We start from the raw sequence: 23,963 nt of genomic DNA, 5'->3' as shown, positions 1-23,963 counted from the left end.
GGAGCCATGACGGAGTCATGGTGACCGACGACAACGCGGCGAGGCGCCATCTGGGCACCGCGCAGCCGGTACGCGATGGTTCTCAGACGCGCTCTCAGGTCGCCAGCACGAACACCAGCGTGCCGGTGCAGAGCGCGAGCATGCCGGTGCAGCCGAGGAACAGGTTGCGGCCCAGGTCGCGTGCGCGCACGTGGGACAACCCGGCGAGCACGAAGTAGCTGACCAGTGCGGCGCAGGTCAGGACGGCCAACGGCCGATACCAGATACCGATGAACAGCCCGGCGGCGGCCGCGAACTTGATCGGCGAGAGCAGTTTCCAGTACTGGCGCGGCAACGCGACGTCTTCGAGGCACTGGCGAATGAACGGGAGCGGCTTGAGGCACATCACGCCGTCGCCGAGCTGGATGAAGGCCAGCAGCGCGAGCGGCCACCAGGGTTCGATCATGAAACGGCTTCCTCTCCGAACGACGGTATTGCTCGCAGGAGGGACGAGGTAGCCACCTCAGTCGTGACAGCCGCGCCTCACGGTTGCGTCACCTGCCGGGTGGTGACGATGCGCGTCCACGGGCCCGGCGGGACCTCATCGTCGTCGACGAACTGCCAGTCGACGAGATCGCGTTGCCCGTTCAGCTCGGTGAAACCGAGGCAGCCGTTGAGGGCGGGGGAGACATCCATGCCCGCGTTGTTGTACCTGCGGTTGGCCGGGCGTGCGGTGCCGAAGACGTACTCGTGGTCGTAGTACTCCCCGGGCCCCGCGTCCTGGATCTGCCCGTAGCAGGTGCGGTTGCCCCGCGTGATGCGCACCCACCGGTTCTTCAGGTAGCTCACGCTGCGGTCACCGCTGTACGCGCGGTAGCGGGGCTCTCCTGCCCACGGCACGATCCGGTCCCGGTCGGCGAATCCACGCGGGTCGTTGACGTCGTCGTAGGGCAGGTCGAGGTAGAACGGGTTCTCGCGCGGGGTCATCGCGGTCGGGAAGTAGTCGTTGTCCGGCCGGCGCGGTTCGGTCTGACAGGTGCCGTCGACGATGATGCCGTCGCAGCCGCCGTAGTTCTCCAGCCAGGAACTGTCGTAGGCGGACAGGACCTGGCTCCCGTCCGGGGCATCCGGATCGAACACCTCGCCCACCCAGAACGTCGTCGCGACGATGTCGCGGTGAACGGGATAGCGACCCGGATCGGGGCTGTCACACGTCACGATCAATGCGAGGAGCAGCACCACGACCAGCCAGCGGTGGAGCCGCACCGTCCGCTCAGCTCCCGGAGGTGGACGGGGCGAAACTGTAGTCGTCAGTGGTCACGCTGCCGTTGCTGATCAGTGACAGTCCGAAGCTGATCCCGGTGGTGCCCGCCGGTGCCGGTGGTGTGGTCCAGGTGGCCTCCGTCCAGGTGTCGGCCGATGCGAACCAGGGGCTGGACGTCCAGTACGCCCAGGTGCCTGCGGCGTTGCGGTAGTAGAGGGCGAACTGGGTGGTGCCGTCGGACTTGTACCAGGTGCCGAGGTTGTACGCGACGCCAGGCGACGCGCTGGGAGCGCAGCTGCCGAGGTCCATTGTGGGCAGGAGCTTGGCGTCGCCGTCGACGTAGCCGGTGATGTCCACGCGCTGTGAGTACGAGCCGGTGCGGGCATCCGTGCTGCGGGTGAACGTGGCGGTGTTGGTGCCCCAGCCCCCGCGCGTCCAGCAGTCGGGCACGTCGGTCCCGCCGGTCGAGGACTCCAGCGAAGTGTTGCCCAGCACCGTGTCGCTCGGCACGGGTTCGCGCACGACGGGCTGCACGGCACCGCCGAAGGCCTCGTCGATGGTTCGCACCACTGTGCCCTGCCCCTCGCGCTCGCTGAGCCAGGCCAGGAAGGCGTCGAAGGTGGCCGGGCTGATCGTCAGCGAGTCACACCCGTCGCACACGTGGTGGAAGGTGAAGGGCACCACGCCACCGCCGTTCTGTTCTGCTGTCACGACCACGTCCTGCATTTCCTGCAGCGTCCAGGTGTCGTCGATCATGTCGACGGCCTTGAGCCAGTAGGGATTGTCCGGCGGAACCGACTCCGATGTCCAGCAACCCGCGCAGCCGTGGGCGGAGGCGATGTCGCCGAGCCCCCGTGCCGTGTTGTAGCCGCAGGCCCGCGCGGCGTCCTCCACGGCACTGTTCGCCGAGGCGTACGGGTAGGCCAGCGAGGTGACCTCGTAGCCCCAGTCTGTGAGCGTCGCGCGGTCGTTGCAGATCTGGCGTTTGGCCTCGGCGGCAGGCACCGTGGCGAGATCGGGGTGGTTGACGGTGTGCCCGCCGATCTCGTGCCCCTGCGCGGCAATGGTCTCGATGTCCGCCCTCGTGACGTAGTTCTGCGTGTCGACGACCCCACTGATCAGGTAGAACGTGCCTTTGAACCCGTACTTGGCCATGATCGGCAACGCGTTCATCTGGCTGGCGTTTCCGTCGTCGAAGGTGAGGCTGACGATCGTCGTCGGGGCGCTCTGGGCGGAGGCGACGCCGACCGCGCTCGGCGCGACGAACGCGAGTGTGGCCGCGGCGAGCACGACGATTCTTCGCCACCGGCGGTGCACGTGCTTCGTGATCATGAGCTGTGTCCTTCTTCTCGGGGGCGGTTAGCCACAGGACCGTTCGTCGGGCGCCAGGTACTCGGGTGATTCGACCAATGCGTACTTGACCGCCAGTGCGGCGGCTTCGAGGCGGGAATGGACACCGAGCTTGGACAGCACGGACTGGATGTGGGTGCGCACGGTCGTGACCGACACGCACAGCGTCAGTGCGATGGCCTCGGTCCGCTGCCCGTCGACGAGCAGGGTGAGGCACTGGCGCTCGCGTTCGGTGAGCCGCGCGGCACGCAGGTGCACGTGCCGGTCCCGCTCACGTGCCTGCGCCTGCGTCGGGTGGTGTGGCAGGTCGATGATCACCTCGCCGCCCAGCACCTTGTCGATGGCCGCGACCAGCGTGGTGTAGCCCCTGCTCGTGTGGATGTACCCGTCCACACCGGAGGCGAGAGCCGTGACCAGGTGCTGCCGGCCGGCATCCGAGGTCAGCATGATCACTTTGGTCCGCTCACTCGCGGCCCGCAACGCTCGCAGGCTCTCCTGCGGCGAATCGCCGCACAGCGACCGGTCGACAATGCACACGTCCGGTGCGTATGCACGCACCGAATCCCGGATTCGCGACAGATCGTTGCCGATACCGACGACCTGCACTCCACCCTGCTGCAACGCGACGCTCAGTGCCTCGACGAGCAGGACCTGCCCGTCGCCGAGGACGACCGTCGTCATAGGACCACGTCCTTGGCCCCGTGCGTTGGGAAATCCGCAACTACTAATAGTGCAACGGACGCATTCAACATTGACCTTGCGCTATACACGGAACTTTTCCCCCTCGAATGCGTCTGATGGAGCAGCAGTGTCGGGATCAAGAACACGCGTTGTCCGGTTTATCCGATAGCGCCGTGCGAGCGTTACATGCCTTCCGAAGGGCATGGCGCACTGGGGCATTACTTCATCTGCAGGAGCGAGATTCGTTCGTTCACACGAGGTCAGTCGCGGGGCTTTCATGTTGACTGTTTCGCTGTGGAGGCAATGAAGATCTTCTTGATCGACGACAATCAGGTCCTCGTCGACGCGCTGTGCCTCGCACTGTCCCGGCTGGCCAATATCACTGTTGTCGGAAGCGCGAAGCCAGGCGACAGCGGGATCGAGTACCTGTTGCGGGCTGGTGATCCGGACATCGTCACCGTCGATGTCGGAGCGGTGGCGGATGAGTTGATGCCTTTCGCCGCAACGGTTGTCGGCGCCGCACCGCGGGCGAAGCTGATGGCATTGACCGGTCGGCAGGATCGCGAGCTGGCCGTGCGTGCCGCGACCGCGGGTTTCGACGGATGGGTCAGCAAGACGAGCCTGATGGAGACCTTCACTACGGCCATGTTCGCTGTTCGTCACGATGGCGCTTGGTTTCCGCCCGCGCAGGTGACAGCCATTATCCAACAATTTCGCGCGAACGCGAAAACAAGCATCGATGGCTCGGCTCATGGTTTCGACAAGAACGGAATTCCATGCCGGGCGTATTCCTGACGGAGGAAGGCAGGGTGGCATGACCACGACTGGGGACGACATCTCCGCGGCCGAGCTGATCGCGGCCGTCGGCCATGGCCTGGCAACGCTCGAGCCGCGCGGCGACCGGCTGAGACCCGCAGCCGAGCCGGCGATCTCGTCGGTCGCGATCGTCGGCATGGGCTATGTCGGTTTGCCGACCGCGCTCGGCCTGCACGCGGCCGGGCTCGACGTGCTCGGCATCGACCACAATCCGGGCCGACTGGCCACGATCAGTGCGCGCGCGGCCGATCTGACCGAACAGGATCATCAGCTGCTCGGTCAAGCGCTGTGCGACGCGCGGTTCCGGCTCACGACCGAGGTCGCGGACGCTGCGAAAGCGGACACGGTGATCGTCTGTGTGCCGACGCCGCTGGATGCCCATCTCACCCCGGATCTGGCGCCGCTGCGTGCCGCCTGCGCGGCACTGGTCGAACACGTGCGGCCCGGCCAGACACTGATCCTCACCTCGACCAGTTTCGTCGGGACGACCGAGGAGCTGCTGGTACAACCGTTGCGGGAGCGGGGTTTCGAGCTGGGCTCCGATGTGTTCGTTGCCTTCAGCCCGGAACGGATCGACCCCGGCAACGCAGAGCACACCCAGGCCGCGACGCCGCGGGTCGTCGGTGGCGTCACCGACGCCTGTGCGGAGCGCGCCGAGCGCGTGCTGGGGCAGCTCACCCCGATGCTGCACCGGGTGAGTTCCGCGGAGGTGGCCGAGTTGACGAAGCTGTACGAGAACTCCTTCCGCGCCGTGAACATCGCGCTGGCCAACGAGTTCGCCGAGATCTGCGGCACCCTGCGCCTCGACCCGATGGAGGTCACCCGCGCGGCCGCGACCAAGCCGTACGGGTTCATGCCGTTCTACCCAGGGCCCGGCGTGGGCGGGCACTGCATCCCGTGCGATCCGCATTACCTGCTGTGGCAGCTGCGCCGGGAACGTGGTGCGGCGCCGTTGATCAGCGAGGCCATGGAGCTCATCGCGCACCGGCCGCAGCGAGTGGTCGAGCGGGCCATCGAGGTACTCGCCGGTGCGGGCCGCGGCATTCCGAACGCGCGGATCCTGGTGGTGGGTGTGGCCTACAAGCCGGGAGTGCAGGACCTGCGGGAGTCCTCCGCGCTGGAAATCATCGACGGTCTCCTCAAGCGGGGCGCGCAGGTCGACTACCACGACCCACTCGTCGGCACGGTCCGGTTGCCGGGTGATCGCGCGCTGACGTCGGTATCGCACCCGATTGGCGAGGACTTCGACCTCTGCATCGTCCACACCGTCCATCCAGGACACGACTACGACTGGGTGTCCGGCTGCGCGCTGGTGCTCGACGCCACCTACCGGTTCGACAGCGCGCCGGGCCGCGTCTTCGTGTGACCCGTTTCCCGTTTCCCTATTGAAAGGCGACACAACGCATGCGTTACTTGGTCACCGGCGGCGCCGGGTTCATCGGCTCGCATCTCACCGACCACCTACTCGCGCAGGGGCACGAGGTGGTCGCGCTGGACGACCTGTCCACCGGCACGCTGGACAACCTCGCCGGCGCCACAGGCGATTCCCGGTTCCAGCTGAGGACCGGGTCGGTGTGCGATGCTGCGGCCGTGCGCGCCGCGATGCGCGGCGTCGACGGTGTCTTCCATCTCGCTGCCGCGGTCGGCGTGTTCACGATCCTCGAACGGGCGCTGGACAGTCTGCGCACCAACCTGCACGGCACCGAGACGGTGCTGGAAGCCGCGCGGGAGGCCGGGACACCCGTGCTCGTGGCATCGACCAGCGAGGTATACGGCAAGAACACCGCCCTGGGCCTGACCGAGGGCGCCGACCGGATCATCGGCTCACCGTTGACGCTGCGGTGGTCCTATGCCGAAGCCAAGGCCCTCGACGAGACGCTGGCCTACCTCTACCACCGGGAACTCGGTGTGCCCACGGTCGTCGTGCGGCCGTTCAACACGGTCGGGCCACGCCAGACCGGGCGCTACGGCATGGTCCTGCCGCGCTTCGTCGACCAGGCCCTGTCCGGGCAGCCGCTCACCGTGTTCGGCACCGGGGAGCAGGTCCGCTGCTTCTGCCATGTCGCCGATGTGGTTCCTGCGCTGGTGTCGCTGCTGGGCGATGCGGGCTGCCACGGCCAGGTGTACAACCTCGGCAGCTCCGAGCAGACCACCATCGGCCAGCTGGCCAAGCGGGTGCTCGCGGCCACCGGATCGGCCAGCGAGATCGTCACGGTGCCCTACACCGATGCCTACCCGGATGGTTACGAGGACATGCAACGGCGGGTACCGGACTGCGGACTCGCCGAGCAGCGGGTGGGGTTCGCCGCGCGGCACGGGCTCGACGAGATCATCGAATCGGTCATCGCCGACCGGCGAGCGCGCGTCACCACGTGACATGACGGCTGTCCGTTCGCGCAGTGGCATCACGCTGGTGCTGGTCTGCGAGCTCCTCGCGATCGCCGTGCTGGCACAGCCGGCAGCCGCGCGCAGGCAGGCCGGCACGATCATCGCGCTGCCGTACTGGTACCTCAACGGCGGCACGGATGCCGTGCTGGCCCGGCCTGGCCTGGTCTCCACCACGTCACCCTGGTTGTACGGGCTGGACTCCGACGGCAACGTGGTCCGGCAGCGCGGGGCACGGGGCACCAATGTGGACACTCAGCTCGATCGGTTGCGGTCCACGGGGGTCCTGCTCGTGCCGACGCTCGCGAACGTGGTCGACGGCCGGTGGCGGCCCGATCTCGTCGCGAGGTTGCTGCACGATCCGGATGCCCGTCGAAGGCACGCGCGCGAGATCGCCGAGCTCGTCCGTGCGCGGGCCTACGCAGGGATCGACATCGACTACGAGGAGCTGCGCGGCGCCGACCGGGACGTGTTCACGGCATTTCTGCGGGAGCTCAAGGAATATCTGCGAGCGGACGGTAAGACGCTGTCGGTCGAGGTGTTCGCCAAGACCACGGATGCAGGCTACGACGAACGCAACCGCGCACAGGACTACGCGGCGATCGGGGCGGTCGCCGACCAGGTGCGGGTCATGGCCTACGACTTCCACTGGCCGGGCTCCGCCGCCGGTCCGATCGCCCCGCTGCCGTGGGTGCGTGACGTACTCGGCTACGTCACCACGCAGGTGCCGGCGGCCAAGGTCGTGCTCGGGATACCGGGCTACGGCTACGACTGGCGCCGTGGGCGCGGCCACCCGCTCAGTTGGGCGCAGGCCTTCGAGCGCTCGCAGGAGGCGGGGGTACGCGTCGAGTGGGACTCCTCGACCGAGTCGCCGCACTTCCGCTACCAGGACAAGGACGGCACCTGGCACGACGTGTGGTTCGAGAACGCCTACAGCGCAGCCACCAAGTTCGACCTTGCGCGTGAGTTCGGAGTCGGCGGGATATCGCTGTGGCTCTACGGACCGCAGGACGATCTGTTGTGGACAAAGCTGTCCACGCACTGGCTTGGACCGAAGACCGGGAGCGGAAGATGATACCGACCTGGCTCCTGATCCTGTTCATCTGCGGGATCAACTTCACCGTCTGGGGCACGATCGGCGTCCTGCGCCTGCTGGAGCGGCGGGTGGCGCCCATGGCAGCGGCGCAGGCACCGTCGTCAGGGGCGCCCGCCGGTGTGCGCACTGGCGAGGTGGCCGTGCTGATGGCCGCCCACAACGAGGAAGTCGTGATCAGCGAGTCACTCGCGGCGTTGGGGGAACTGGTCGATCCGGAGGCGGTGTACGTGGTCTCCGACGGATCGACCGACCGCACCGTGGAACTGGCAGACGCGGCCGGTGTGAACGTCACCGAGACACCGGCGAACGTCGGCAAGGCGGGCGCGCTGGAGTGGGGCATCCGCCACTTCGAGCTGGCCCAGCGGTACCAGGCCGTGTTGCTGCTGGACGCCGATACCCGGCTGGACCCCGGCTACCTGGCGGCGGCGCTGCCGCTGTTCGATGATCCGGAGGTGGTCGCGGTGGCCGGGTGCGCGGTCACGGACTGGCGCTCGTCGTCCTCGGGTTTCCTCGCCAGGGTGCTCACCGCCCATCGCGGGCGCGTCTACGCGCTGATGCAGCGGCTGGTCAAGTTCGGGCAGGCGTGGCGGCGGACCAATGCGGTGCAGATCGTGCCGGGGTTCGCCAGCCTGTACCGGGCCAGCGTCCTGCCGAAGCTCGAGATCAACCCGCCGGGCCTGGTCATCGAGGACTTCAACATGACCTTCGAGGTGTACCGGCGGCGGCTGGGCAAGGTCGGCTTCACGCTCGCGGCGCGGGCGGTGACCCAGGACCCGGACCGGTTCCGCGACTACGTCCGGCAGGTCAAGCGGTGGACGCTCGGCTTCTGGCAGAGCGTGCGACGGCACCGGCCGCGCGCGGATCTGTTCAGCATCGCGCTCGGTGCGTTCATCGTCGAACTGATCATCGCCGGCCTGGTGCTGGTGCTGCTGCCGGTGGTGCTGGTGCTGCTGGTCCTCGCCGAGGTGACGGCCGCCGTGTTCACCTGGCCGGTCATCGGCGACGCGACACAGGTCGTGGAGCGCTACGTTTCGCTGAACTCGCTGCTGCTGGGTGTGCTGCTCCCGGATGTCGTGCTCACCGCGCTCGTCGCGGCAGTGGAACGGCGTCCGGGATACCTGCTGTGGGCGCCGCTGTACCTGCCGCTGCGCGTCATCGACGCCGCGATCGCCCTCTACACGCTGCCGCTGGCGCTGTTCCGGAAATCGGACGGCCGCTGGACGAGTCCCACCCGCCGTGAATACATCGAGACTCCGGAATCGGCCCACTCAGGACGGTTACTGGCCTGAATTGCCGCGATCCTCAAAGGGAACGGTTGTACCGATCTTCAGCTGAGGAGAGCACAAAAACCATGCGCGTTCTCGTAACCGGCGCCACCGGCACTGTCGGCCGCCCGCTCGTCAACCAGCTCGCGTCAGCGGGGGTCAGCGTTCGCGCGCTCACCAGGAACCCGGTGAAGGCCTCGTTACCTGATGGCGTCGAGGTCGTCGGCGGCGACCTCACCGACCTGTCGTCGCTGCGGGGGGCGCTCGACGGAGTCGATGCCGTGCACCTGATCACCTTCGACGGCGAGGCAGGCGAGGTGCTGCCGACCGGCAGGGAGATCGTCGAGTTGTGCGTGCACGCGGGAGTCACCAGGGCGAGCGTCCTCGCCGGCTGGGATCGCAGCGCACTGGAGGATGCGCTGGATTCGAGCACGCTGAGCTGGACGCGGATCGCTCCGAAGGAGTTCATGGCCAACGCACTGGAATGGGCGCCCCTGGTCCGGGAGGAAGGCATTGTCCGCACCATGGCGAGCTGGCCGAGTGCCGTCGTTCACGAGGCCGACATCGCCGCGGTCGCGGCGGTGGCACTGACCCAGGACGGGCACGGCGGCAGGACCTACCTGCTCACCGGTCCCGAGGCGCTCACCGCCGCGCAACGGACCAAGCTGATCGGCGAGGCCATCGGCAGGCACGTCGAGTTCGTCGAGCTGACCGAGGAGCAGGAACGGGAACGCCTGCGTTCCTACGGCTACAGCGAGGACTACGTCGAGTTCGGTATCCAGCTCGCGGCGCACCCGCCGGAGGGCGCGGCAGTGGTGCTGCCGACCATCGAGCAGGTGACCGGCCACGCGGCGCGCACCTTCGCGCAATGGGCAACGGACCATGCGCCTGCCTTCCGGTCGTAGGTTCGCGACTAACGGATCTTGTGAGACGGCACGACGCGACGCCAGACTGCCTAGTCATGGCAAAACCAACGCGTTTCGCATTGTTGTCAGCCTTCGTCGCCATACTCACCGTGTTCGGGCTCGTCACACCTGCCACCGCCACGCGCGGCAAGGCGCTCGATCCCCGGCCGAGCAACGCTGAACTGACCCGCGAGCTCCTCGCGCTCGAGCGGATCAGCCGGGGCGCCGTCGAGGTGTCCGCGATCGGCAAGTCCAACCAGGGCAGGCCGGTGTGGAGCGCACGTGTCGGAAACGGACCGCTGCGCATTCTGTACATCACCCAACAGCACGGCAACGAGCCGCTCGGCACCCCGGCCGCGCTGGAGTTCCTGCGGCAGACCGGTGTCGGCAAGAGCAGCTACAACCGCTGGCTGCGCTCGCGGGTCACGGTGGACATCGTGGTACGGGCCAACCCCGATGGCCACGAGCAGAACTGGCGGTACAACTACGATCCCGAGGCGGACCCGGAGTTCGGCCAGGCAGGCCGGGGTTACGACATCAACCGCTACCACGATCCGGCGGTCGCACCCGAGGACAACCCCGCGACCGAGGCGGGGCTGATCCAGCGGCACTACGCGGCGTTCCAGCCGCACATCGTGGTCGACTACCACATGCAGGGCCGCTACGTCGATGACGAGGGCCGCGAGATCAGCGCATCGCTGATGTGGCCGACTCATGCGGATGTCGCGCCCGGCGATGTCGCGCTGGCCAAGCAGATCTCCGTGGTGGCGCAGGAGTCCATGACCGCGGATGGAGCCAACGTGTCGCAGTACCCCGGCGGTGACTACCAGGGCATCGCCCGCAACGGCTACGGCCTGCTCGGCAGCGGCAGCGTGCTCATCGAGCTGAGCAACATGGGTGCCGAGCACGAGCAGGCACAGATCCGCTCGGCGCTGCGGTCGATGGACGCGATCGCCCGCAGCGCGGCCGACGGCTCGCTGGGGACGATCGACCCGGCGAAGGCCGACGCCATCCCGCCGCGCGGTGCGCCGCTGCCGTAGGGCGAAGCGCGGTGAGGGTCACTGACCCTCACCGCGCCAGGTGCTCGACCACCGCGGTGGCGAAGTCCTGTGCCCTCCGGCAGACCTCGCCGCCTTCGGCTCCCGAGTAGAGGAGCCGGATGTTCTCCGTCCGGTCGCCGTCGACCTGGCGGTGCGTCCAGTTGACCGAGCAGGCATCGGCACCCATTTCCCTGACGTAGCCGTCCACGTCGCCGAGCCTCGCTGGTTCGTAGCCGTCGTCGGGCAAGGCTCCGAAACTCTGCTCCACGGTCAGCGTCAGAGTTCCGCCTGCCGTCCACTCGCACTGGTGCAGACGGAGCAACGTGACATCGGTGACCGGACCGAGTATGGCCCGCGCGGTTGCATCGTCCACAAAGGAACAAGGATCTGCCGATATCGCGCTGTTGCCGGGAACCTCACGCTCGCCCGCCCCCGCGCGCAGACGCTCGACAGCGCTGTTCAGTCCACTCTGTACTCGGTCGCATGCCTGTGCTGACGCCCGGTGATCCTCCACAGTGACCGCCAGCTGGGACTCGCCGGGCAGCTGCACGCTCGCCTCACAGCCACCGGTCACGTTCGACGTCAGCACGGGCTGCCCGGCGACCTCGGTTCCGGATCGCCGCACGCTTCCCGTCGTGACGGGCTCGCCCAGGAGCATGGTGAGCTCCTCGCCGTCCGCCGTCTGGTAGGTGCACCGGTTCAGGTACAGCGGGGTGTCCTCCGCGGTCAGCACACCGAGGCCCGGCACCCGGGCTCCCGCGAGGACGGTGCACGGATCGGTGCGGCGCAACCGGTCCACGCTCAGCGCCTCCGCCACCGGCAGTTCCTGAACCCGCGGTGCGGGTGGTTGCGGGGGTGGCGGCTCATCCGTACCCAGGTTGACCGCGATGAACGCGGCCGTGGCGACGACGGCCACCGCGCTGACGCCTGCGGCGATCCTCGCCCACCGGCGCCGCCGTGGCGGTGACGGGGCAGGTGGCGGCACCGGCCAGGCCAGTGCGGTACGGACCTGGGCTTCCTGCGCGGTGATCAGCTGGTGGACGGTGGGTGGCCAGGGTTGTGGGGTGGGGGTGATCGGGCCGATGAGGTCGAGTAGTTGTTGTGGACTTGGCCGGGCGGCGGGGTTTTTGGCCAGGCAGGGTTCGGCGATCGCGCGGATCTCCGGTGGTACGGCACTGAGGTCGGGCTCGACATGCACGACGTTGTAGAGCGTCTGCGCCGCGGTCGTACCTGTGAACGGTCCCTGCCCGGTCGCGGCCATGAGGAGCACCGCGCCGAGCGAGAACACGTCGCTGGCCGGGGTGAGCAGCGCACTGGCGGCTTGTTCGGGCGACATGAACGCAGGCGACCCGATCACGGCTCCGGTGCCGGTGAGGTCGGAGCCCTCCGCCGCCCTGGCGATGCCGAAGTCGATCACCCGTGGACCGTCGGCGGCCAGCAGGACGTTGCTGGGTTTGAGGTCGCGGTGGATGAGCCCGGCGCGGTGGATGTCCCCCAACGCCACGGCCAGCCCGGCGGCGAGGAAGCGCAGTGCCGGCACCGGCAGGGGGCCCGTCGCGTCGACGGCTTCGCGCAGCGAAGGCCCCGCAACGTACACCGAGGCCAGCCAGGGCGACTCGGCGTGCGGATCGGCATCCATCACCGCGGCGGTGTAGGCGCCCGATACGCGGCGGGAGGCCGCGACCTCGTGCGCGAAGCGCTGCCGGAACGCCGGGTCGTGTGCGAAACCGGGGTGGATCTGCTTGACGGCCGCCAGCCGTCCGTCCGGCGCGGCGGCCAGCAGCACCCTGCCCATGCCACCCTCGCCGAGTGTGGCGAGCGGGCGGTAGCGCCCGGCCTGCGCCCAGTCGCCTGGCTGCAACGGTTTCACGGCTGTGGCAACCTCGGCAGGATCGTCGTGGCGAAGTCCTCCGCCCGCCGGCACACCTCGGCAACGGGCAGGCCCGTGCCGGTCGCGCGGTAGTGGACGCGGACCACCTCGGTGAACGTCTCCTCGGCAGGAAGGTGTGCCCAGCTCAGCACGCAGCCGGGGCTGCCGGCGTCGGGGTACTCCTGCCGGTAGGCCGTGCGGCCGCCGAGCTCGACGGGTACCTCGGCGATCCCGCCGCTGCCCGGAGCGACGGCGCGTTCGAGGCTGACGGTCAGCCTGCCGCTGACGTCCCACTCGCAGGCGTGCAGCCCGTCCGGGCGGACCTCGGTGACCATGTCGAAGGTCCCGGCGACCTCCGCCTCGTCCGCCAGCGCGCACGCGTCGGCGGTGGCCAGCGTGCCGCGCGGACCGTCGTGGTCGGCCGCCTGCCCGGCTCGCAGGGTACGAACCGCCTCGCCGAGTGTGGTGCGGGCGGTGCCGCAGGGGTCCGGATCGACGACGTTGCCTGCGCCGGGGTCGACGCGGAGGCTGACGCCCCCGTTCGGTTGGTCCGGGATGAGCACGGTCGCCTCGCACACGCCGGGCGCGCTGGACTCCTCGACGATGAGCGGCAGGTTCTCCAGCTCCCCGGACGCGGCCTCGGCGCCGACGTTGCCGCCGATCGTCAGTTCGAGCCACTGCCTGCTCGGCGTTTCATAGGTGCAGCTGAAGAAGTGCACGTCGATCGCCGGCTCGCGGTCACCACCCAGCACCCGGCACGGGTCGATCGCACGAAGCGTCTGCGGGCTCAACGGACCCGTCGGCGCGGTGCTGGTCGGTGTAGTGGTGGGTGCAGTCGTTGATGCCGGTAGCGCGGTCCCCGCCTGCGGGTCGGTCAGGCCGGCCAGCGCACCCGCGAGCACGGCACCACCGGCGACCGCCGACACCGCCAGGGCGACGAGCGCGATGCGCAAGCGGTTGCGGCCGCGCTCGGCCGGTTCGTCGAGCGCGGCCTGCGCCGCGGCCTCCCGCGTGGTGATCAGCTGGTGGACGGTGGGTGGCCAGGGTTGTGGGGTGGGGGTGATCGGGCCGATGAGGTCGAGCAGCTGTTGTGGGGTCGGCCTGGCAGCGGGTTCTTTGGCAAGGCACGCTTCGGCGAGTCCGCGGATCTCGGGCGGTAGGCCGCCGAGGTCCGGTTGGGCGTGCACGACGTTGTAGAGCGTGTGTGGCGTGGAGGTACCGGTGAACGGGCTCGTTCCGGTCGCGGCCATGACCAGCAGCGCGCCGAGGGAGAACACGTCGCTGGCCGGTGTGAGTGCATGGCCTTCGGCCTGTTCCGGTGACATGAAGGCGGGGGAGCCGATGATCGAGCCGCTGCGGGTCAGCTCCGAATCGCTTTCCAGCGCGCGGGCGATGCCGAAATCGATCACGCGTGGGCCGTCGGCGGCGAGCAGGACGTTGCTGGGTTTGAGGTCGCGGTGGACGAGCCCGGCGCGGTGGATGTCGGCCAGTGCCACGGCCAGCCCCGCGGCCAGGCTGCGCAGTGCCGGTACCGGCAGGGGGCCTGTGGCGTCGACGGCTTCGCGCAGGGAAGGTCCCGCCACGTACAGCGAGGCCAGCCACGGCGTAGCCGCATCGGGATCGGCGTCCATCACCGCGGCCGTGTAGGCGCCCGACACCCGCCGCGACGTCTCCACCTCGCGGCGGAACCTGTCCCGGAAACCCTGGTCGTGCGCGAAACCGGGATGGATCTGTTTGACCGCGGCCAGCCGCCCGTCCGGCGAGGCCGCGAGCAGCACCCGGCCCATTCCGCCTGCGCCGAGTACGGCGAGCAGCCGGTACCGCCCGGCCTGCCGCGGCTCGCCAGGGTTCAGCGGCTGCACGTCGGCTGGGGGCTAGCGGGCGATGCCGATGGCCTGACGCACGGAGGCCAGCACATGGCGCGCCTGCTCGCGGGCCTTCTCGGCGCCTTCGGCCAAGAGGGCGTCCAGTTCGCTGTCCGGTGCCATGAGCGCGTCGTACCTCGCGCGCATCGGTGCCAGTTCGGTGTTGAGTACCTCGAACAGCACGTTCTTCAGCTCGCCCCAGCCCATGCCGCCCGCTTCGAGACGCTTGCGGGTGTCGGCGACCACGTCGGCCGCCGACGGCGGAGCGAACTGCTCCAGGATCTGGAACACCGCGGAGCTGTCCGGGTCCTTCGGCGCCTCGACCGGTGTGCTGTCGGTCGGGATGCGCCGCACCAGCTTCTTGAGCTGGTTCTCCGGTAGGAACAGCGGAATCGTGTTGTCGTAGGACTTGCTCATCTTCCGGCCGTCGAGCCCGGGCAGCGTCTGCCCGGTGCCGGCCTCCGGAATGATCGCCTGCGGGATCTTGAACGAGTACGACTTGCCGTACAGGTGGTTGAAGCTGCCCGCGATGTCGGCGGCGTACTCGACGTGCTGCACCTGGTCCTTGCCGACCGGCACGACATCGGACTCCATGATCAGGATGTCGACCGCCATCAGGATCGGGTAGTTGTACAGGCCCATGTTGACCCCGGCGTCGGGGTCCTCACCGCTTTCGATGTTGCGGTCCCGCGCGGCCTTGTAGGCATGCGCCCGGTTCATCAGCCCCTTGCCCGTGACACAGGAGAGCACCCAGCTGAGCTCGAAGATCTCCGGAATGTCGGACTGCACATAGAGAGTCGTCCGTTCGGGGTCGAGTCCCGCGGCCAGCCAGGTCGCCGCCACCGAGCGCGTGTAGTGCCGGAGGAGTTCTGGATCGCGCACCGTGGTGAGCGCGTGGTAGTCGGCGATGAAGTACACCGACTCGTACCGCTCAGCCAGCTGCAGCGCCGGCCGGATCGCCCCGATCAGGTTGCCGAGATGCGGCTCTCCGGTCGGCTTGATGCCGGTCAAGGAGACCTTGGCTACGGGCTGTGACATGGCCCCCATCCTACTGACCAAGGGATACGCTCCCGGGATGGGCGGGCACATGAGCGCGGAGGAGTTCCGCAAGCACGGCAGGCAGGTCGTGGACTGGATTGCCGACTACCTCGCCACTCTCGAATCGCGGCCGGTGCGCTCTCCCGTGCGGCCTGGTGAGGTCAGGGACGCGCTGCCCGCGCATCCGCCGGAGCACGGTGAACCATTCGAGAACGTGCTCGCCGACCTCGACCGGGTTCTGCTGCCCGGTATCACACACTGGCAGCACCCGAGCTTCTTCGCCTACTTCCCGGCCAACGCCAGCGGCCCGGCCATCCTCGGCGACCTGCTCTCCTCGGGGCTGGGGGCGCAGGGCATGGTCTGGGCGACCAGCCCGGCGTGCACCGAGCTGGAGTCGCTCGTCGTGGACTGGCTTGCCGAACTGCTCGGCCTGCCCGAGCGATTCCGCACCGATTCGGTCGGCGGCGGGGTCATCCAGGACACGGCGTCGAGTGCGAGCCTGGTCGCGCTACTGGCGGCGCTGCGCCACGCCGGTGGTGACCCGGCACGGCGGTGCACGGTGTACGTGTCGGCGGAGACCCATTCATCGCTGGAGAAAGCGGCGCGCATTGCCGGCCTCGGTACGCACCAGGTGCGAGCGGTCGGCGTCGATTCGCGCACGCTCGCAATGGATCCGGTGGAGCTGGCCGACCTCATGGCTGCCGATGTCGAGGCCGGTGCCGTGCCGGCAATGGTGTGCGCGACGATCGGCACCACCTCGACCACGGCGATCGATCCGGTCGCACGGATCGGTGAGGTGTGCCGCGCGTACGGTGTCTGGTTGCATGTGGACGCCGCGTACGCGGGCGTGTCGGCGATCTGCCCCGAGCTGCGCTGGATCAACGACGGTGTCGCCGAGTACGCCGACTCCTACGTCACCAACCCGCACAAGTGGCTACTCACGAACTTCGACTGTTCCGTTCTGTGGCTCGCCGATCGCACGCCGCTGATCGAGGCGCTGTCGATCCTGCCCGAGTACCTGCGAAACGCGGCGTCGGCATCGGGAGAGGTGATCGACTACCGGGACTGGCAGATCCCGCTCGGCCGCCGGTTCCGTGCGCTCAAGCTGTGGTCGGTGATCCGCTGGTACGGCGCAGAGGGGCTGCGGGAACACATCCGCAAAGATGTCGCGCTCGCCGGCGAGTTCGCTGGTCTTGCCGCTGCCGACCGGCGGTTCGAGGTGCGTGCTGACCATCCGTTCGGGCTGGTGTGCTTCCGTCCTGTGTGGCCGGATCTGTCCACTGAGGACGCAAATACGGCGACACTGGCGCTGCTCGAACGGCTCAACGCCTCCGGCGCGCTGTATCTCAGTCACACCAAGGTGGGCGAGAACGTGTTGCTGCGCATGGCCATCGGCGCACCGGGCACGGAACGGCGCCACGTCCACGATGCGTGGGAAGCGATCCGTGCCGAGGTCGACGTAGCAACGACTCACCCGAGGTAGGTCTGCAGCGTCACGTCGAGCGCGGCGTCCACCTCGTCGCTGCGCAGGGCCTTGCCGAGTCCGCCACGCAGCCACAGTTCGGCGAGCCCGTGCAGGGCGGCCCACAGCGATGCGGCGAGCACACGCGGGTCGGCTCCCGTCCGCCAGCCTGCGGCTTGCGCGTCGCCGATGAGCCGGCTGAAGTGGTCGAGGAGCGCGCTGTTGGTGCCGGACAGTTCCGGCGAGTCGGCGTCGATGAGGTCGTGCCGGAACATCAGCTCGAACATCGCCGGGTTGCCGAGCGCGAAGTCCATGTAGGAGCGGCAGGTCCCGAGCAGGCGTTCGTGCGGGGTCACGGCCGGCACCTCCTCGCTCTGCCTGCGCAGCTCGGCGAAGCCGGCGGTGGCGACCGCGGACAGCAGGTCGCTACGGCCGGTGAAATGCCGCAGCGGCGCGCCGTGCGAGACGCCGGCTTCGCGGGCGATCCGCCGCAGCGTCACGGCTTCCACACCCTCGTCGGCGAGCAGCGCCGTCGCGCTGGCGATCAGACGTTGCCTGGGATCGGTGACCACGCTTCTCGCTCGTCGCTGAGCACCGGCAGCAGGTCCGGGCGTTTGGGCAGGAAGCCGTCTCCAGCGGAACGGCCGGTGAGGACGTTCATGACCCGCGTGCGGGCGGAGGGAAGCACCGCGTTCCACATCCACTGCGCGTGCGCGAGCAGGCCGGGGTCGACGGGCTCACCAGGCAGCGGCGCGAGCCAGCTCAGGTCGAACGGCACGTCGAGCGTTCGCAGCATGTGTGCGGCGACCCGGCGGTGGCCGAGCTCGCCGAGGTGCAGCCGGTCGGGCCCGAAGTAGCGCAGGTCCTGCGCGGCCTCGTCGGGCCACAGGTCGACCAGCACGGCGCCGAAAGTGCTTGCCGCGTCGCGGATCGCGTCATTGAGTGCCTCGATCCGCGCACGCATCCGCCGGGCGACGGGCATGCGGCTCGAGACGTCGCTCAGCGTGAACAGCACGACGGTCGGCGCAGTGTCGGCGAGCAGGCGCGCGGCGGCCCTGACCCGGCGCGTCACCACCTCGGAGCTGAACGACCTGGTCATCATCAGATCGTTGCCACCGCCGAAGAGCGCCACGATGTCCGGGCGCAGGTCGATCGCCATGGGGATCTGCTCGACGACGATCTGGTCGAGCCGTCGCCCGCGCACACCGAGGTTGGCGTAGCGGAATTCCGGTTCGTCCTGTGCGAACCGGGTAGCGACCAGGTCGGCCCAGCCTCGGTAGTGCTGGCGGCCCGGGTAGGGGTCGTCGATGCCTTCGGTGCAGCTGTCACCGAGCGCGACGAAGCGTTGGTAGCTCATTCAACTCTCCGACACCTGCTGTTCAACTCGGAGACACTGTTCTATCAAACGGCAGTAGACGGTGTCTACATCGAGAACCGCGGGGCTATTCAGGCCGCAGAACGGGGCGTAGCGCGGTGAGCACGTTCGGGTCCTCGATCGTCGAGGGCACCGGCTCCTCCCGCCCGTCGGCGATGCCGCGCATGGTCTTGCGCAGGATCTTTCCCGAGCGGGTCTTGGGTAGCGCTTCCACGACGGAGACATCGCGGAACGCCGCGACCGGACCGATCTCGGCGCGCACTGCCGCCACCAGTTCGGCGCGCAGCTGTTCCGGTTCGATGTCCACACCGGACTTCAGCACGACGAGCCCGCGCGGTAGTTGCCCCTTGACCGTGTCGTGTACGCCGATGACGGCGCATTCGGCGACGGCGGGATGTGCGGCGAGTACCGCTTCCATCGAGCCGGTGGACAGCCGGTGCCCGGCGACGTTGATGACGTCGTCGGTGCGGCCCATGACGAACAGGTACCCGTCCTCGTCCACGTAGCCGCCGTCGCCGGTGAGGTAGTAGCCCTCGTAGCGGGAGAGGTAGGCATCGATGTAACGCTGGTCGTCGCCCCACAGCGTCGGCAGCGCACCGGGCGGCAGCGGCAGCCTTATTGCGATGGCACCCTCCTGCCCGGCGGGCAGCTCCTCACCGGACTGCCCGAGGATGCGCACGTCCCAGCCGGGCACGGGCTTGGTCGGCGAGCCGGGCTTGATGGGCAGGAGCTCGATGCCGCGCGGGTTGGCCGCGATCGGCCAGCCGGTCTCGGTCTGCCACCAGTGATCGACCACGGGGACGTCCAGTTTGTCGTGCGCCCAGTGGTAGGTCTCGGGATCGAGCCGTTCGCCTGCCAGGAACAGGGTGCTGAACTTCGCCAGCCCGTACTGGGCGATCTCCCGGCCATGCGGGTCGACGCGCTTGATGGCCCGCAGCGCCGTCGGTGCCGTGAACAGCGCCTTCGCGCCGTGCTCGTCGATGACCCGCCAGAACGCGCCCGCGTCCGGCGTGCCGACCGGTTTGCCCTCGTAGAGGATCGTCGTCGCGCCGATCAGCAGCGGCGCGTACACGATGTAGGAGTGCCCGACGACCCAGCCGACGTCGGAGGCGGTCCACCACACGTCGCCGGGCTGGATGTCGTAGACGGCCCGCATCGACCAGGCCAGCGCCACCGCGTGGCCGCCGGTGTCGCGGACGATGCCCTTGGGCTTACCGGTGGTGCCCGAGGTGTAGAGGATGTAGAGCGGATCGGTCGCGGTGACCGGTACCGGCTCGGCGGGTACGGCACCGGTGACGAGCTCGTTCCAGTCGATGTCGCGCTCGCCCAGTTCGGCGCGGGCCGCCTCACGCTGCAGCACGACGACGTGGCTCGGCTGGTGTTCGGTGGCCTGCAGGGCCTGCTCGATGATCGGCTTGTACTCGACGATCCTGGTCGGCTCGATTCCGCACGAGGCGGCCACGATGACCTTGGGCTTGGCGTCCTCGATGCGTGCCGCGAGCTCCTTCGGGGCGAACCCGCCGAAGACCACCGAGTGCACGGCACCGATGCGGGCGCAGCCGAGCATGGCGATCACCGCCTCGGGCACCATCGGCAGGTAGACGATCACCCGGTCGCCGTGGCCGACGCCCAGCGAACGGAGCGCACCCGCGAAGCGGGCGACCTCGTCGCGTAGTTCGGAGTAGCTGTAGGTGCGCTGTGCCCCGGTGACGGGGGAGTCCCAGATCAGCGCCGGTTGCTCGCCCCTGCCCTGCTCGACGTGCCGGTCGAGCGCGTTGTAGGCGGTGTTGAGCTCGCCGTCCGGAAACCAGCGGTACAGCGGTGCGTTCGCGGCGTCGAGTGCCCTGGTGGGTTTGCGGGTCCAGTCGATGGCGTCGGCGGCGTCGAGCCAGAACCGCTCGGGGTCGTCAAGGCTGCGTCGGTACGTCTCGGCATACGCGCCCATTGTGCTGCCTCCTCGTCATCGAGTCCCTGCTCTGCGACGGTAGAACGCTCGAGGGGGAGGGCACCAGGCGAACCTGGCCGCCACCGTGTGCGTCCCCTACTGGGAGCACCAGACATACTCTGGTGCGGATGACGTGCGGACGCGACGAAGGAGCGAGGGGTGGAATCGATCGCTAGCGCGTTGCTTTCGCTAGCGCACAGGCTGTTCCAACCGGGTTTCTGCCCGGGGGACTGGGTGTGGGCGACGAGCATGGCCGGGGCGTTGATCGCGCTGTTCCCGGTGGCGGGCGCAGTGCTCGTCGCGATCGTGCGCAAGTTCACAGGCAACCGCTACCACGGGCCGGCACTGATCACGATCGGCTTGGTGGGCGTACTGTGCGTGTTCCTCCTGCCGTGGCTGCTGTTCAGCGGCGTTTCCAGCGTGTTCCGGCAGGTATTCGCGGGTGGCAGCGGGGGCCTGTCCGGCGGGGAGCTGGCCACGCTCGGCAGGGAGTACTGCTTCGTCGGCGTGCAGAGCACCTACCTCGGCGGCGGGCAGAACATGTACGAGACGCTGTTCTACCCGTCGGACAACGTGCTCGCCTACGGCTACTACCTGGGTGCCCTCGTCGGTCTGCCGATCCTCGCGCTGCTGGCCGTCATGTTGCTCGGCAGGGTGGCACTGCGCCGCGGGCCGAAGTGGCCCGGCCGGTTCCTGTGGGTTCCGTTCGTGGCGTTCGTTCTGCTGAGCGCGGGTGTCGGCGCCAACGCGGCAGTGCACCTGTGGCTCGGCTTCCTCCCGGCGGCGGTGCTCGGGATCATCCCGGTCGCGATCGTCGGGCCGCCCAGCTGGTCGGTGATCCAGAACTCCGACCGGCCGCCGCAGCGCCCCCAGCAGCAACCGCAGCAGCCGCCGCCGTACGTCCCGCCTGCGCAGGAGCCGAAGCCGGTGCCGCCACCGGCCAAGCAGTACCCGCCGACGTCGGTGGCGCCCGCGCAGGAGGCCGCGGGGGCGCTGGCAGCTGCGCCCGGCCCCATTCCGGCGCCGCCGGGCTCGAGCGAGGCCGGCAGTGGCCGGTTCCGCCGCATCCGCAGGCTCGGTCACGGGGGTTTCGGCACCGTGTGGGAGGCCCAGGACACTCAGCTCGGCCGCACGGTCGCGCTCAAGATCGCGCACGCGCCGGACCAGGACACCGAGGAGCGCATGCAGCGCGAGGCCAGGGCGCTCGCGATGCTGAACCACCCGAACTGCGTTCGGGTCTACGACCTGGTGGAGGAGCACGACGGGCTCGCGCTGGTGATGGAGTACCTGCACGGCCAGTCGCTCGCCGACGCCGTGGACGGCAGCGGTCCCCTCGACGACGTCTCCGCGGGCAGGCTGTGGGCGACGTTGGCCGGCGCCCTGTCGGCAGCGCATGACCGGGGTGTGCTGCACCGCGACATGAAGCCGTCCAACGTCATCGTGGACCCCGAGGGCCTGCCGCACCTGATCGACTTCGGCATCGCCAGGAGCAAGGGCGACTCGAAGCTGACCGCGACCGGCATGATGATCGGCACGCCGGACTACGTGGCGCCGGAGACGGCCGCCGGTGCGCAGGCGAGCCCGGCATCGGATGCCTGGCAGCTCGCCGCGACCGTCAGCTTCGCGCTGTCCGGCTACCCGCCACGCGGTACCCGCGAGACGCCGATGGCGGCGCTCATGGCCGCTGCGCGGGCGGAGCCGCCGAGCAAGCTGCCTCGGCAGAGCGTGCACGCTCGGTTGCTGCAGGCGGCACTGGACCCGCAGCCGCGGAACCGTCCGACGCTGAACGCCGTCCACCGCGAGGTCGAGGGCTGGCTCGCCCGCGTCGGCACCTCGTCGGACGGCCCGGTGACGAGGGTTGTGCCCCGCGTGCAGTGACGCTCCCCAAGGCCACCTTGGTTGCGTTCAATGCAACCAAGTCGTCTTTGGCTGTGTGCCGTCCGTGCGGGGGTGAAAATTGGGGTGTGGTCGCCTTGTTGACGTCGTGCACCCTTGGTGCGGTCGAGGCCGTAACCAAGTCTGATCGTTGGGAGCCGTCAGAGGGGTCCTGCGGTGTTGCTTCGAGCACGTGAATCCGGTTCGGTTTCGTTGCCCTGGCTCTCCTGGGCGGCCATCCCGTTGTTGATCATCGTGGAAGGAGGGTGCGGTGGATGTGGTGGATGAGCCGAGCTTGCTGTTTGAGCGGGTCGTGGCGTTAGACATCGGTAAGGCGTCGTTGATGGCGTGTGTGCGGGTGCCGCATCCGGACAGGCCTGGGGCGCGGTTGCAGGAAGTCCGGGAGTATCTGACGCTGACGCCCGCGTTGGTGGAACTGGCCGATTGGCTGCGCTGCGCGCGGGTGCAGGTGGTGGGGATGGAGGCCACCAGCGATTACTGGAAGCCGGTGTACTACCTGCTGGAAGCCGAGGGATTCACGTGTTGGCTGCTCAATGCCAAGCACGTCAAGCACGCGCCGGGACGGGCCAAGACCGACCGGCTGGATGCGATGTGGCTGGCCAAGGTGGTCGAGCGGGGCATGTGCTCGCCGAGCCTGGTGCACCCCCCACCGGTGCGACACCTGCGGGATATGACCCGCTACCGGCGCAGCCTGGTCCGTGACCAGACGCGGGAAAAGCAGCGGTTGGAGAAGGTGCTGGAGGACGCGCAGATCAAGCTGTCCAGCGTGGTCAGCGACATCCTCGGGGTCTCCGGCCGGGACATGCTCGACGCGCTGATCGCCGGAGTCCGCGATCCCCGCGTGCTGGCGGAGAAGGCCCGCGGCCGGATGCGCCCCAAGATTGATGTGTTGGTCGAGGCGTTGACCGGCTATTTCGATGATCACCACGCCTTCCTCGCCCGCCGCATGCTGGACCGCATCGACACCCTGGCCGCCGATATCACCGTCCTCGACCAGCGGATCGAGGCGATGATCGCCCCTTTCGCCCGTCAGGTGATGCAACTGGATGAGCTTCCCGCGACCAACACGATCGCCGCCCGAGAACTGATCGCTGAGATCGGGGTCGACATAGGCCGCTTCCCCACCGCCGCGCACCTGGTGTCCTGGGCGAAGTTCGCCCCGATCGACCACACCTCCGCCGGCAAGGGCAAGGCCGGCACCACCGGCAAAGGCAACCCCTGGCTGGCCGCCACCCTCGGCGAGATCGTGACCGGCCTGTCCCGCACACACACCTTCCTGGGCGAACGCTACCGCCGCATCGCCAAACGCCGCGGCACCAAACGCGCCATAGTGGCCGTGGGCAACTCCGTGCTGACCATCATCTGGCACCTACTATCCGATCCCGACGCCCGCTACCACGATCTCGGCGAAGGCTTCTACGCCAGCCGGATCAACACCACACGCCGCCAACGTCACCTACTCCACCAACTCGAGACACTCACCGGGCGGAAAGTCACACTACAACCCGCCGCCTAACAAACACCCCACCCAACCAAGCAGGCCACGGCAGCCCACCGGGCCACCGTGACCTACCCACCCACCACCACATTTTCGAATCAGGTGGCCTTGGGGGAGCTAACCAACGTCACGACGCTGTTCCGAACTGTGCTCGTACGGGCAGGCCGATGTCGAGCAACACCGCCTTGGCCTGCCCGCGGCGCTCGCCATCGCAGGGATGGCCCTGGACGGGG

At 68.8% G+C, this 23,963-nt stretch carries 20 protein-coding genes; 10 read left to right on the top strand and 10 right to left on the bottom strand.

Features of this window, described 5'->3' with window-relative positions; translation table 11 throughout:
- Nucleotides 1-94: 94 nt before the first annotated feature.
- From ABZ863_RS24675 to ABZ863_RS24660, 4 genes are all read right to left on the bottom strand, one after another.
- Entirely contained in the window at nucleotides 95-445 is a 351-nt protein-coding gene (locus ABZ863_RS24675; RefSeq protein WP_358539821.1) for a DoxX family protein, read from the bottom strand.
- A 77-nt stretch (nucleotides 446-522) separates the two neighbouring features.
- Nucleotides 523-1,245 (bottom strand): hypothetical protein, encoded by a 723-nt coding sequence (locus ABZ863_RS24670; RefSeq protein WP_358539819.1) that lies wholly within the window; start codon nucleotides 1,243-1,245, stop codon nucleotides 523-525.
- Nucleotides 1,246-1,252: 7 nt separating this feature from the next.
- Nucleotides 1,253-2,575, bottom strand: a complete 1,323-nt coding sequence (locus tag ABZ863_RS24665) for a polysaccharide deacetylase family protein (RefSeq protein ID WP_358539816.1) — start codon at nucleotides 2,573-2,575, stop codon at nucleotides 1,253-1,255.
- Between the two features lie 27 nt (nucleotides 2,576-2,602).
- Nucleotides 2,603-3,274, bottom strand: coding sequence for a response regulator transcription factor (locus ABZ863_RS24660; protein WP_358539813.1), 672 nt, complete (start codon nucleotides 3,272-3,274; stop codon nucleotides 2,603-2,605).
- 303 nt (nucleotides 3,275-3,577) lie between these two features.
- On the opposite strand from ABZ863_RS24660, the gene ABZ863_RS24655 reads away from it, so the two are divergent.
- From ABZ863_RS24655 to ABZ863_RS24625, 7 genes are all read left to right on the top strand, one after another.
- Entirely contained in the window at nucleotides 3,578-4,069 is a 492-nt protein-coding gene (locus ABZ863_RS24655; protein ID WP_358539810.1) for a response regulator, read from the top strand.
- A gap of 19 nt (nucleotides 4,070-4,088) precedes the next feature.
- The gene (locus ABZ863_RS24650; protein ID WP_358539808.1) at nucleotides 4,089-5,456 is read left to right on the top strand and encodes a nucleotide sugar dehydrogenase; all 1,368 of its coding nucleotides are present in this window, start codon (nucleotides 4,089-4,091) and stop codon (nucleotides 5,454-5,456) included.
- A 38-nt stretch (nucleotides 5,457-5,494) separates the two neighbouring features.
- Complete coding sequence (locus tag ABZ863_RS24645) at nucleotides 5,495-6,466, top strand: NAD-dependent epimerase/dehydratase family protein (RefSeq protein ID WP_358539805.1); 972 nt, start codon at nucleotides 5,495-5,497, stop codon at nucleotides 6,464-6,466.
- Nucleotide 6,467: 1 nt separating this feature from the next.
- Complete coding sequence (locus ABZ863_RS24640; protein WP_358539803.1) at nucleotides 6,468-7,550, top strand: glycosyl hydrolase family 18 protein; 1,083 nt, start codon at nucleotides 6,468-6,470, stop codon at nucleotides 7,548-7,550.
- Nucleotides 7,547-8,860 carry a glycosyltransferase family 2 protein gene (locus tag ABZ863_RS24635; RefSeq protein ID WP_358539800.1) on the top strand — a complete coding sequence of 438 codons (1,314 nt, stop codon included), beginning with the start codon at nucleotides 7,547-7,549 and terminating at the stop codon, nucleotides 8,858-8,860. Before ABZ863_RS24640 ends, ABZ863_RS24635 begins: the two co-directional genes overlap by 4 nt.
- A 62-nt stretch (nucleotides 8,861-8,922) precedes the next feature.
- Nucleotides 8,923-9,741 (top strand): NAD(P)H-binding protein, encoded by an 819-nt coding sequence (locus ABZ863_RS24630; protein WP_358539797.1) that lies wholly within the window; start codon nucleotides 8,923-8,925, stop codon nucleotides 9,739-9,741.
- Between the two features lie 56 nt (nucleotides 9,742-9,797).
- Nucleotides 9,798-10,781, top strand: a complete 984-nt coding sequence (locus tag ABZ863_RS24625; RefSeq protein ID WP_358539794.1) for a M14 family zinc carboxypeptidase — start codon at nucleotides 9,798-9,800, stop codon at nucleotides 10,779-10,781.
- Nucleotides 10,782-10,809: 28 nt separating this feature from the next.
- On the opposite strand, the gene ABZ863_RS24620 is transcribed toward ABZ863_RS24625, so the two are convergent.
- Genes ABZ863_RS24620 through ABZ863_RS24610 form a run of 3 tightly spaced genes read right to left on the bottom strand, consistent with a single transcriptional unit; the run spans nucleotide 10,810 to nucleotide 15,554 of the window.
- On the bottom strand, nucleotides 10,810-12,651 hold the full coding sequence (locus ABZ863_RS24620) for a serine/threonine-protein kinase (RefSeq protein WP_358539791.1): 1,842 nt from the start codon (nucleotides 12,649-12,651) through the stop codon (nucleotides 10,810-10,812).
- Complete coding sequence (locus ABZ863_RS24615; protein ID WP_358539788.1) at nucleotides 12,648-14,513, bottom strand: serine/threonine-protein kinase; 1,866 nt, start codon at nucleotides 14,511-14,513, stop codon at nucleotides 12,648-12,650. Before ABZ863_RS24615 ends, ABZ863_RS24620 begins: the two co-directional genes overlap by 4 nt.
- Before the next feature lie 12 nt (nucleotides 14,514-14,525).
- Complete coding sequence (locus tag ABZ863_RS24610; RefSeq protein WP_358539785.1) at nucleotides 14,526-15,554, bottom strand: tryptophan--tRNA ligase; 1,029 nt, start codon at nucleotides 15,552-15,554, stop codon at nucleotides 14,526-14,528.
- Nucleotides 15,555-15,603: 49 nt separating this feature from the next.
- Between ABZ863_RS24610 and ABZ863_RS24605 the strand changes: the two genes are divergently transcribed.
- The gene (locus ABZ863_RS24605) at nucleotides 15,604-17,037 is read left to right on the top strand and encodes an aminotransferase class V-fold PLP-dependent enzyme (protein ID WP_358539836.1); all 1,434 of its coding nucleotides are present in this window, start codon (nucleotides 15,604-15,606) and stop codon (nucleotides 17,035-17,037) included.
- Here ABZ863_RS24605 and ABZ863_RS24600 read toward each other — a convergent pair.
- The 3 genes from ABZ863_RS24600 to ABZ863_RS24590 form a co-directional block, all read right to left on the bottom strand.
- Nucleotides 17,025-17,588 carry a TetR/AcrR family transcriptional regulator gene (locus ABZ863_RS24600; RefSeq protein WP_358539782.1) on the bottom strand — a complete coding sequence of 188 codons (564 nt, stop codon included), beginning with the start codon at nucleotides 17,586-17,588 and terminating at the stop codon, nucleotides 17,025-17,027. The two genes, ABZ863_RS24605 and ABZ863_RS24600, sit on opposite strands and share 13 nt — an antisense overlap.
- Nucleotides 17,561-18,373, bottom strand: coding sequence for an SGNH/GDSL hydrolase family protein (locus ABZ863_RS24595; protein WP_358539779.1), 813 nt, complete (start codon nucleotides 18,371-18,373; stop codon nucleotides 17,561-17,563). Before ABZ863_RS24595 ends, ABZ863_RS24600 begins: the two co-directional genes overlap by 28 nt.
- Before the next feature lie 85 nt (nucleotides 18,374-18,458).
- Entirely contained in the window at nucleotides 18,459-20,336 is a 1,878-nt protein-coding gene (locus tag ABZ863_RS24590; protein ID WP_358539776.1) for a propionyl-CoA synthetase, read from the bottom strand.
- A 159-nt stretch (nucleotides 20,337-20,495) separates the two neighbouring features.
- Here ABZ863_RS24590 and ABZ863_RS24585 point away from each other — a divergent pair, with 159 nt between their 5' ends.
- Together ABZ863_RS24585 and ABZ863_RS24580 are read left to right on the top strand one after the other, a co-directional pair.
- The gene (locus ABZ863_RS24585; protein WP_358539773.1) at nucleotides 20,496-22,214 is read left to right on the top strand and encodes a serine/threonine-protein kinase; all 1,719 of its coding nucleotides are present in this window, start codon (nucleotides 20,496-20,498) and stop codon (nucleotides 22,212-22,214) included.
- A gap of 268 nt (nucleotides 22,215-22,482) precedes the next feature.
- Nucleotides 22,483-23,748 (top strand): IS110 family transposase, encoded by a 1,266-nt coding sequence (locus tag ABZ863_RS24580; RefSeq protein ID WP_358539770.1) that lies wholly within the window; start codon nucleotides 22,483-22,485, stop codon nucleotides 23,746-23,748.
- Nucleotides 23,749-23,963 lie beyond the last annotated feature (215 nt).

The organism is Saccharomonospora sp. NPDC046836 (genome assembly GCF_040645195.1).
Classification (GTDB): Bacteria; Actinomycetota; Actinomycetes; order Mycobacteriales; family Pseudonocardiaceae; genus Prauserella_A.
This window is presented reverse-complemented; position numbering and strand designations above follow the sequence as displayed.

Excerpts from the sequence above, each read along its gene's own strand:
- ABZ863_RS24675 (WP_358539821.1), bottom strand. The coding sequence starts at position 445 with ATGATCGAACCCTGGTGGCCGCTCGCGCTGCTGGCCTTCATCCAGCTC.
- ABZ863_RS24665 (WP_358539816.1), bottom strand. The coding sequence starts at position 2,575 with ATGATCACGAAGCACGTGCACCGCCGGTGGCGAAGAATCGTCGTGCTC.
- ABZ863_RS24660 (WP_358539813.1), bottom strand. The coding sequence starts at position 3,274 with ATGACGACGGTCGTCCTCGGCGACGGGCAGGTCCTGCTCGTCGAGGCA.
- ABZ863_RS24655 (WP_358539810.1), top strand. The coding sequence starts at position 3,578 with ATGAAGATCTTCTTGATCGACGACAATCAGGTCCTCGTCGACGCGCTG.
- ABZ863_RS24650 (WP_358539808.1), top strand. The coding sequence starts at position 4,089 with ATGACCACGACTGGGGACGACATCTCCGCGGCCGAGCTGATCGCGGCC.
- ABZ863_RS24645 (WP_358539805.1), top strand. The coding sequence starts at position 5,495 with ATGCGTTACTTGGTCACCGGCGGCGCCGGGTTCATCGGCTCGCATCTC.
- ABZ863_RS24640 (WP_358539803.1), top strand. The coding sequence starts at position 6,468 with ATGACGGCTGTCCGTTCGCGCAGTGGCATCACGCTGGTGCTGGTCTGC.
- ABZ863_RS24635 (WP_358539800.1), top strand. The coding sequence starts at position 7,547 with ATGATACCGACCTGGCTCCTGATCCTGTTCATCTGCGGGATCAACTTC.
- ABZ863_RS24630 (WP_358539797.1), top strand. The coding sequence starts at position 8,923 with ATGCGCGTTCTCGTAACCGGCGCCACCGGCACTGTCGGCCGCCCGCTC.
- ABZ863_RS24625 (WP_358539794.1), top strand. The coding sequence starts at position 9,798 with ATGGCAAAACCAACGCGTTTCGCATTGTTGTCAGCCTTCGTCGCCATA.
- ABZ863_RS24610 (WP_358539785.1), bottom strand. The coding sequence starts at position 15,554 with ATGTCACAGCCCGTAGCCAAGGTCTCCTTGACCGGCATCAAGCCGACC.
- ABZ863_RS24605 (WP_358539836.1), top strand. The coding sequence starts at position 15,604 with ATGAGCGCGGAGGAGTTCCGCAAGCACGGCAGGCAGGTCGTGGACTGG.
- ABZ863_RS24595 (WP_358539779.1), bottom strand. The coding sequence starts at position 18,373 with ATGAGCTACCAACGCTTCGTCGCGCTCGGTGACAGCTGCACCGAAGGC.
- ABZ863_RS24590 (WP_358539776.1), bottom strand. The coding sequence starts at position 20,336 with ATGGGCGCGTATGCCGAGACGTACCGACGCAGCCTTGACGACCCCGAG.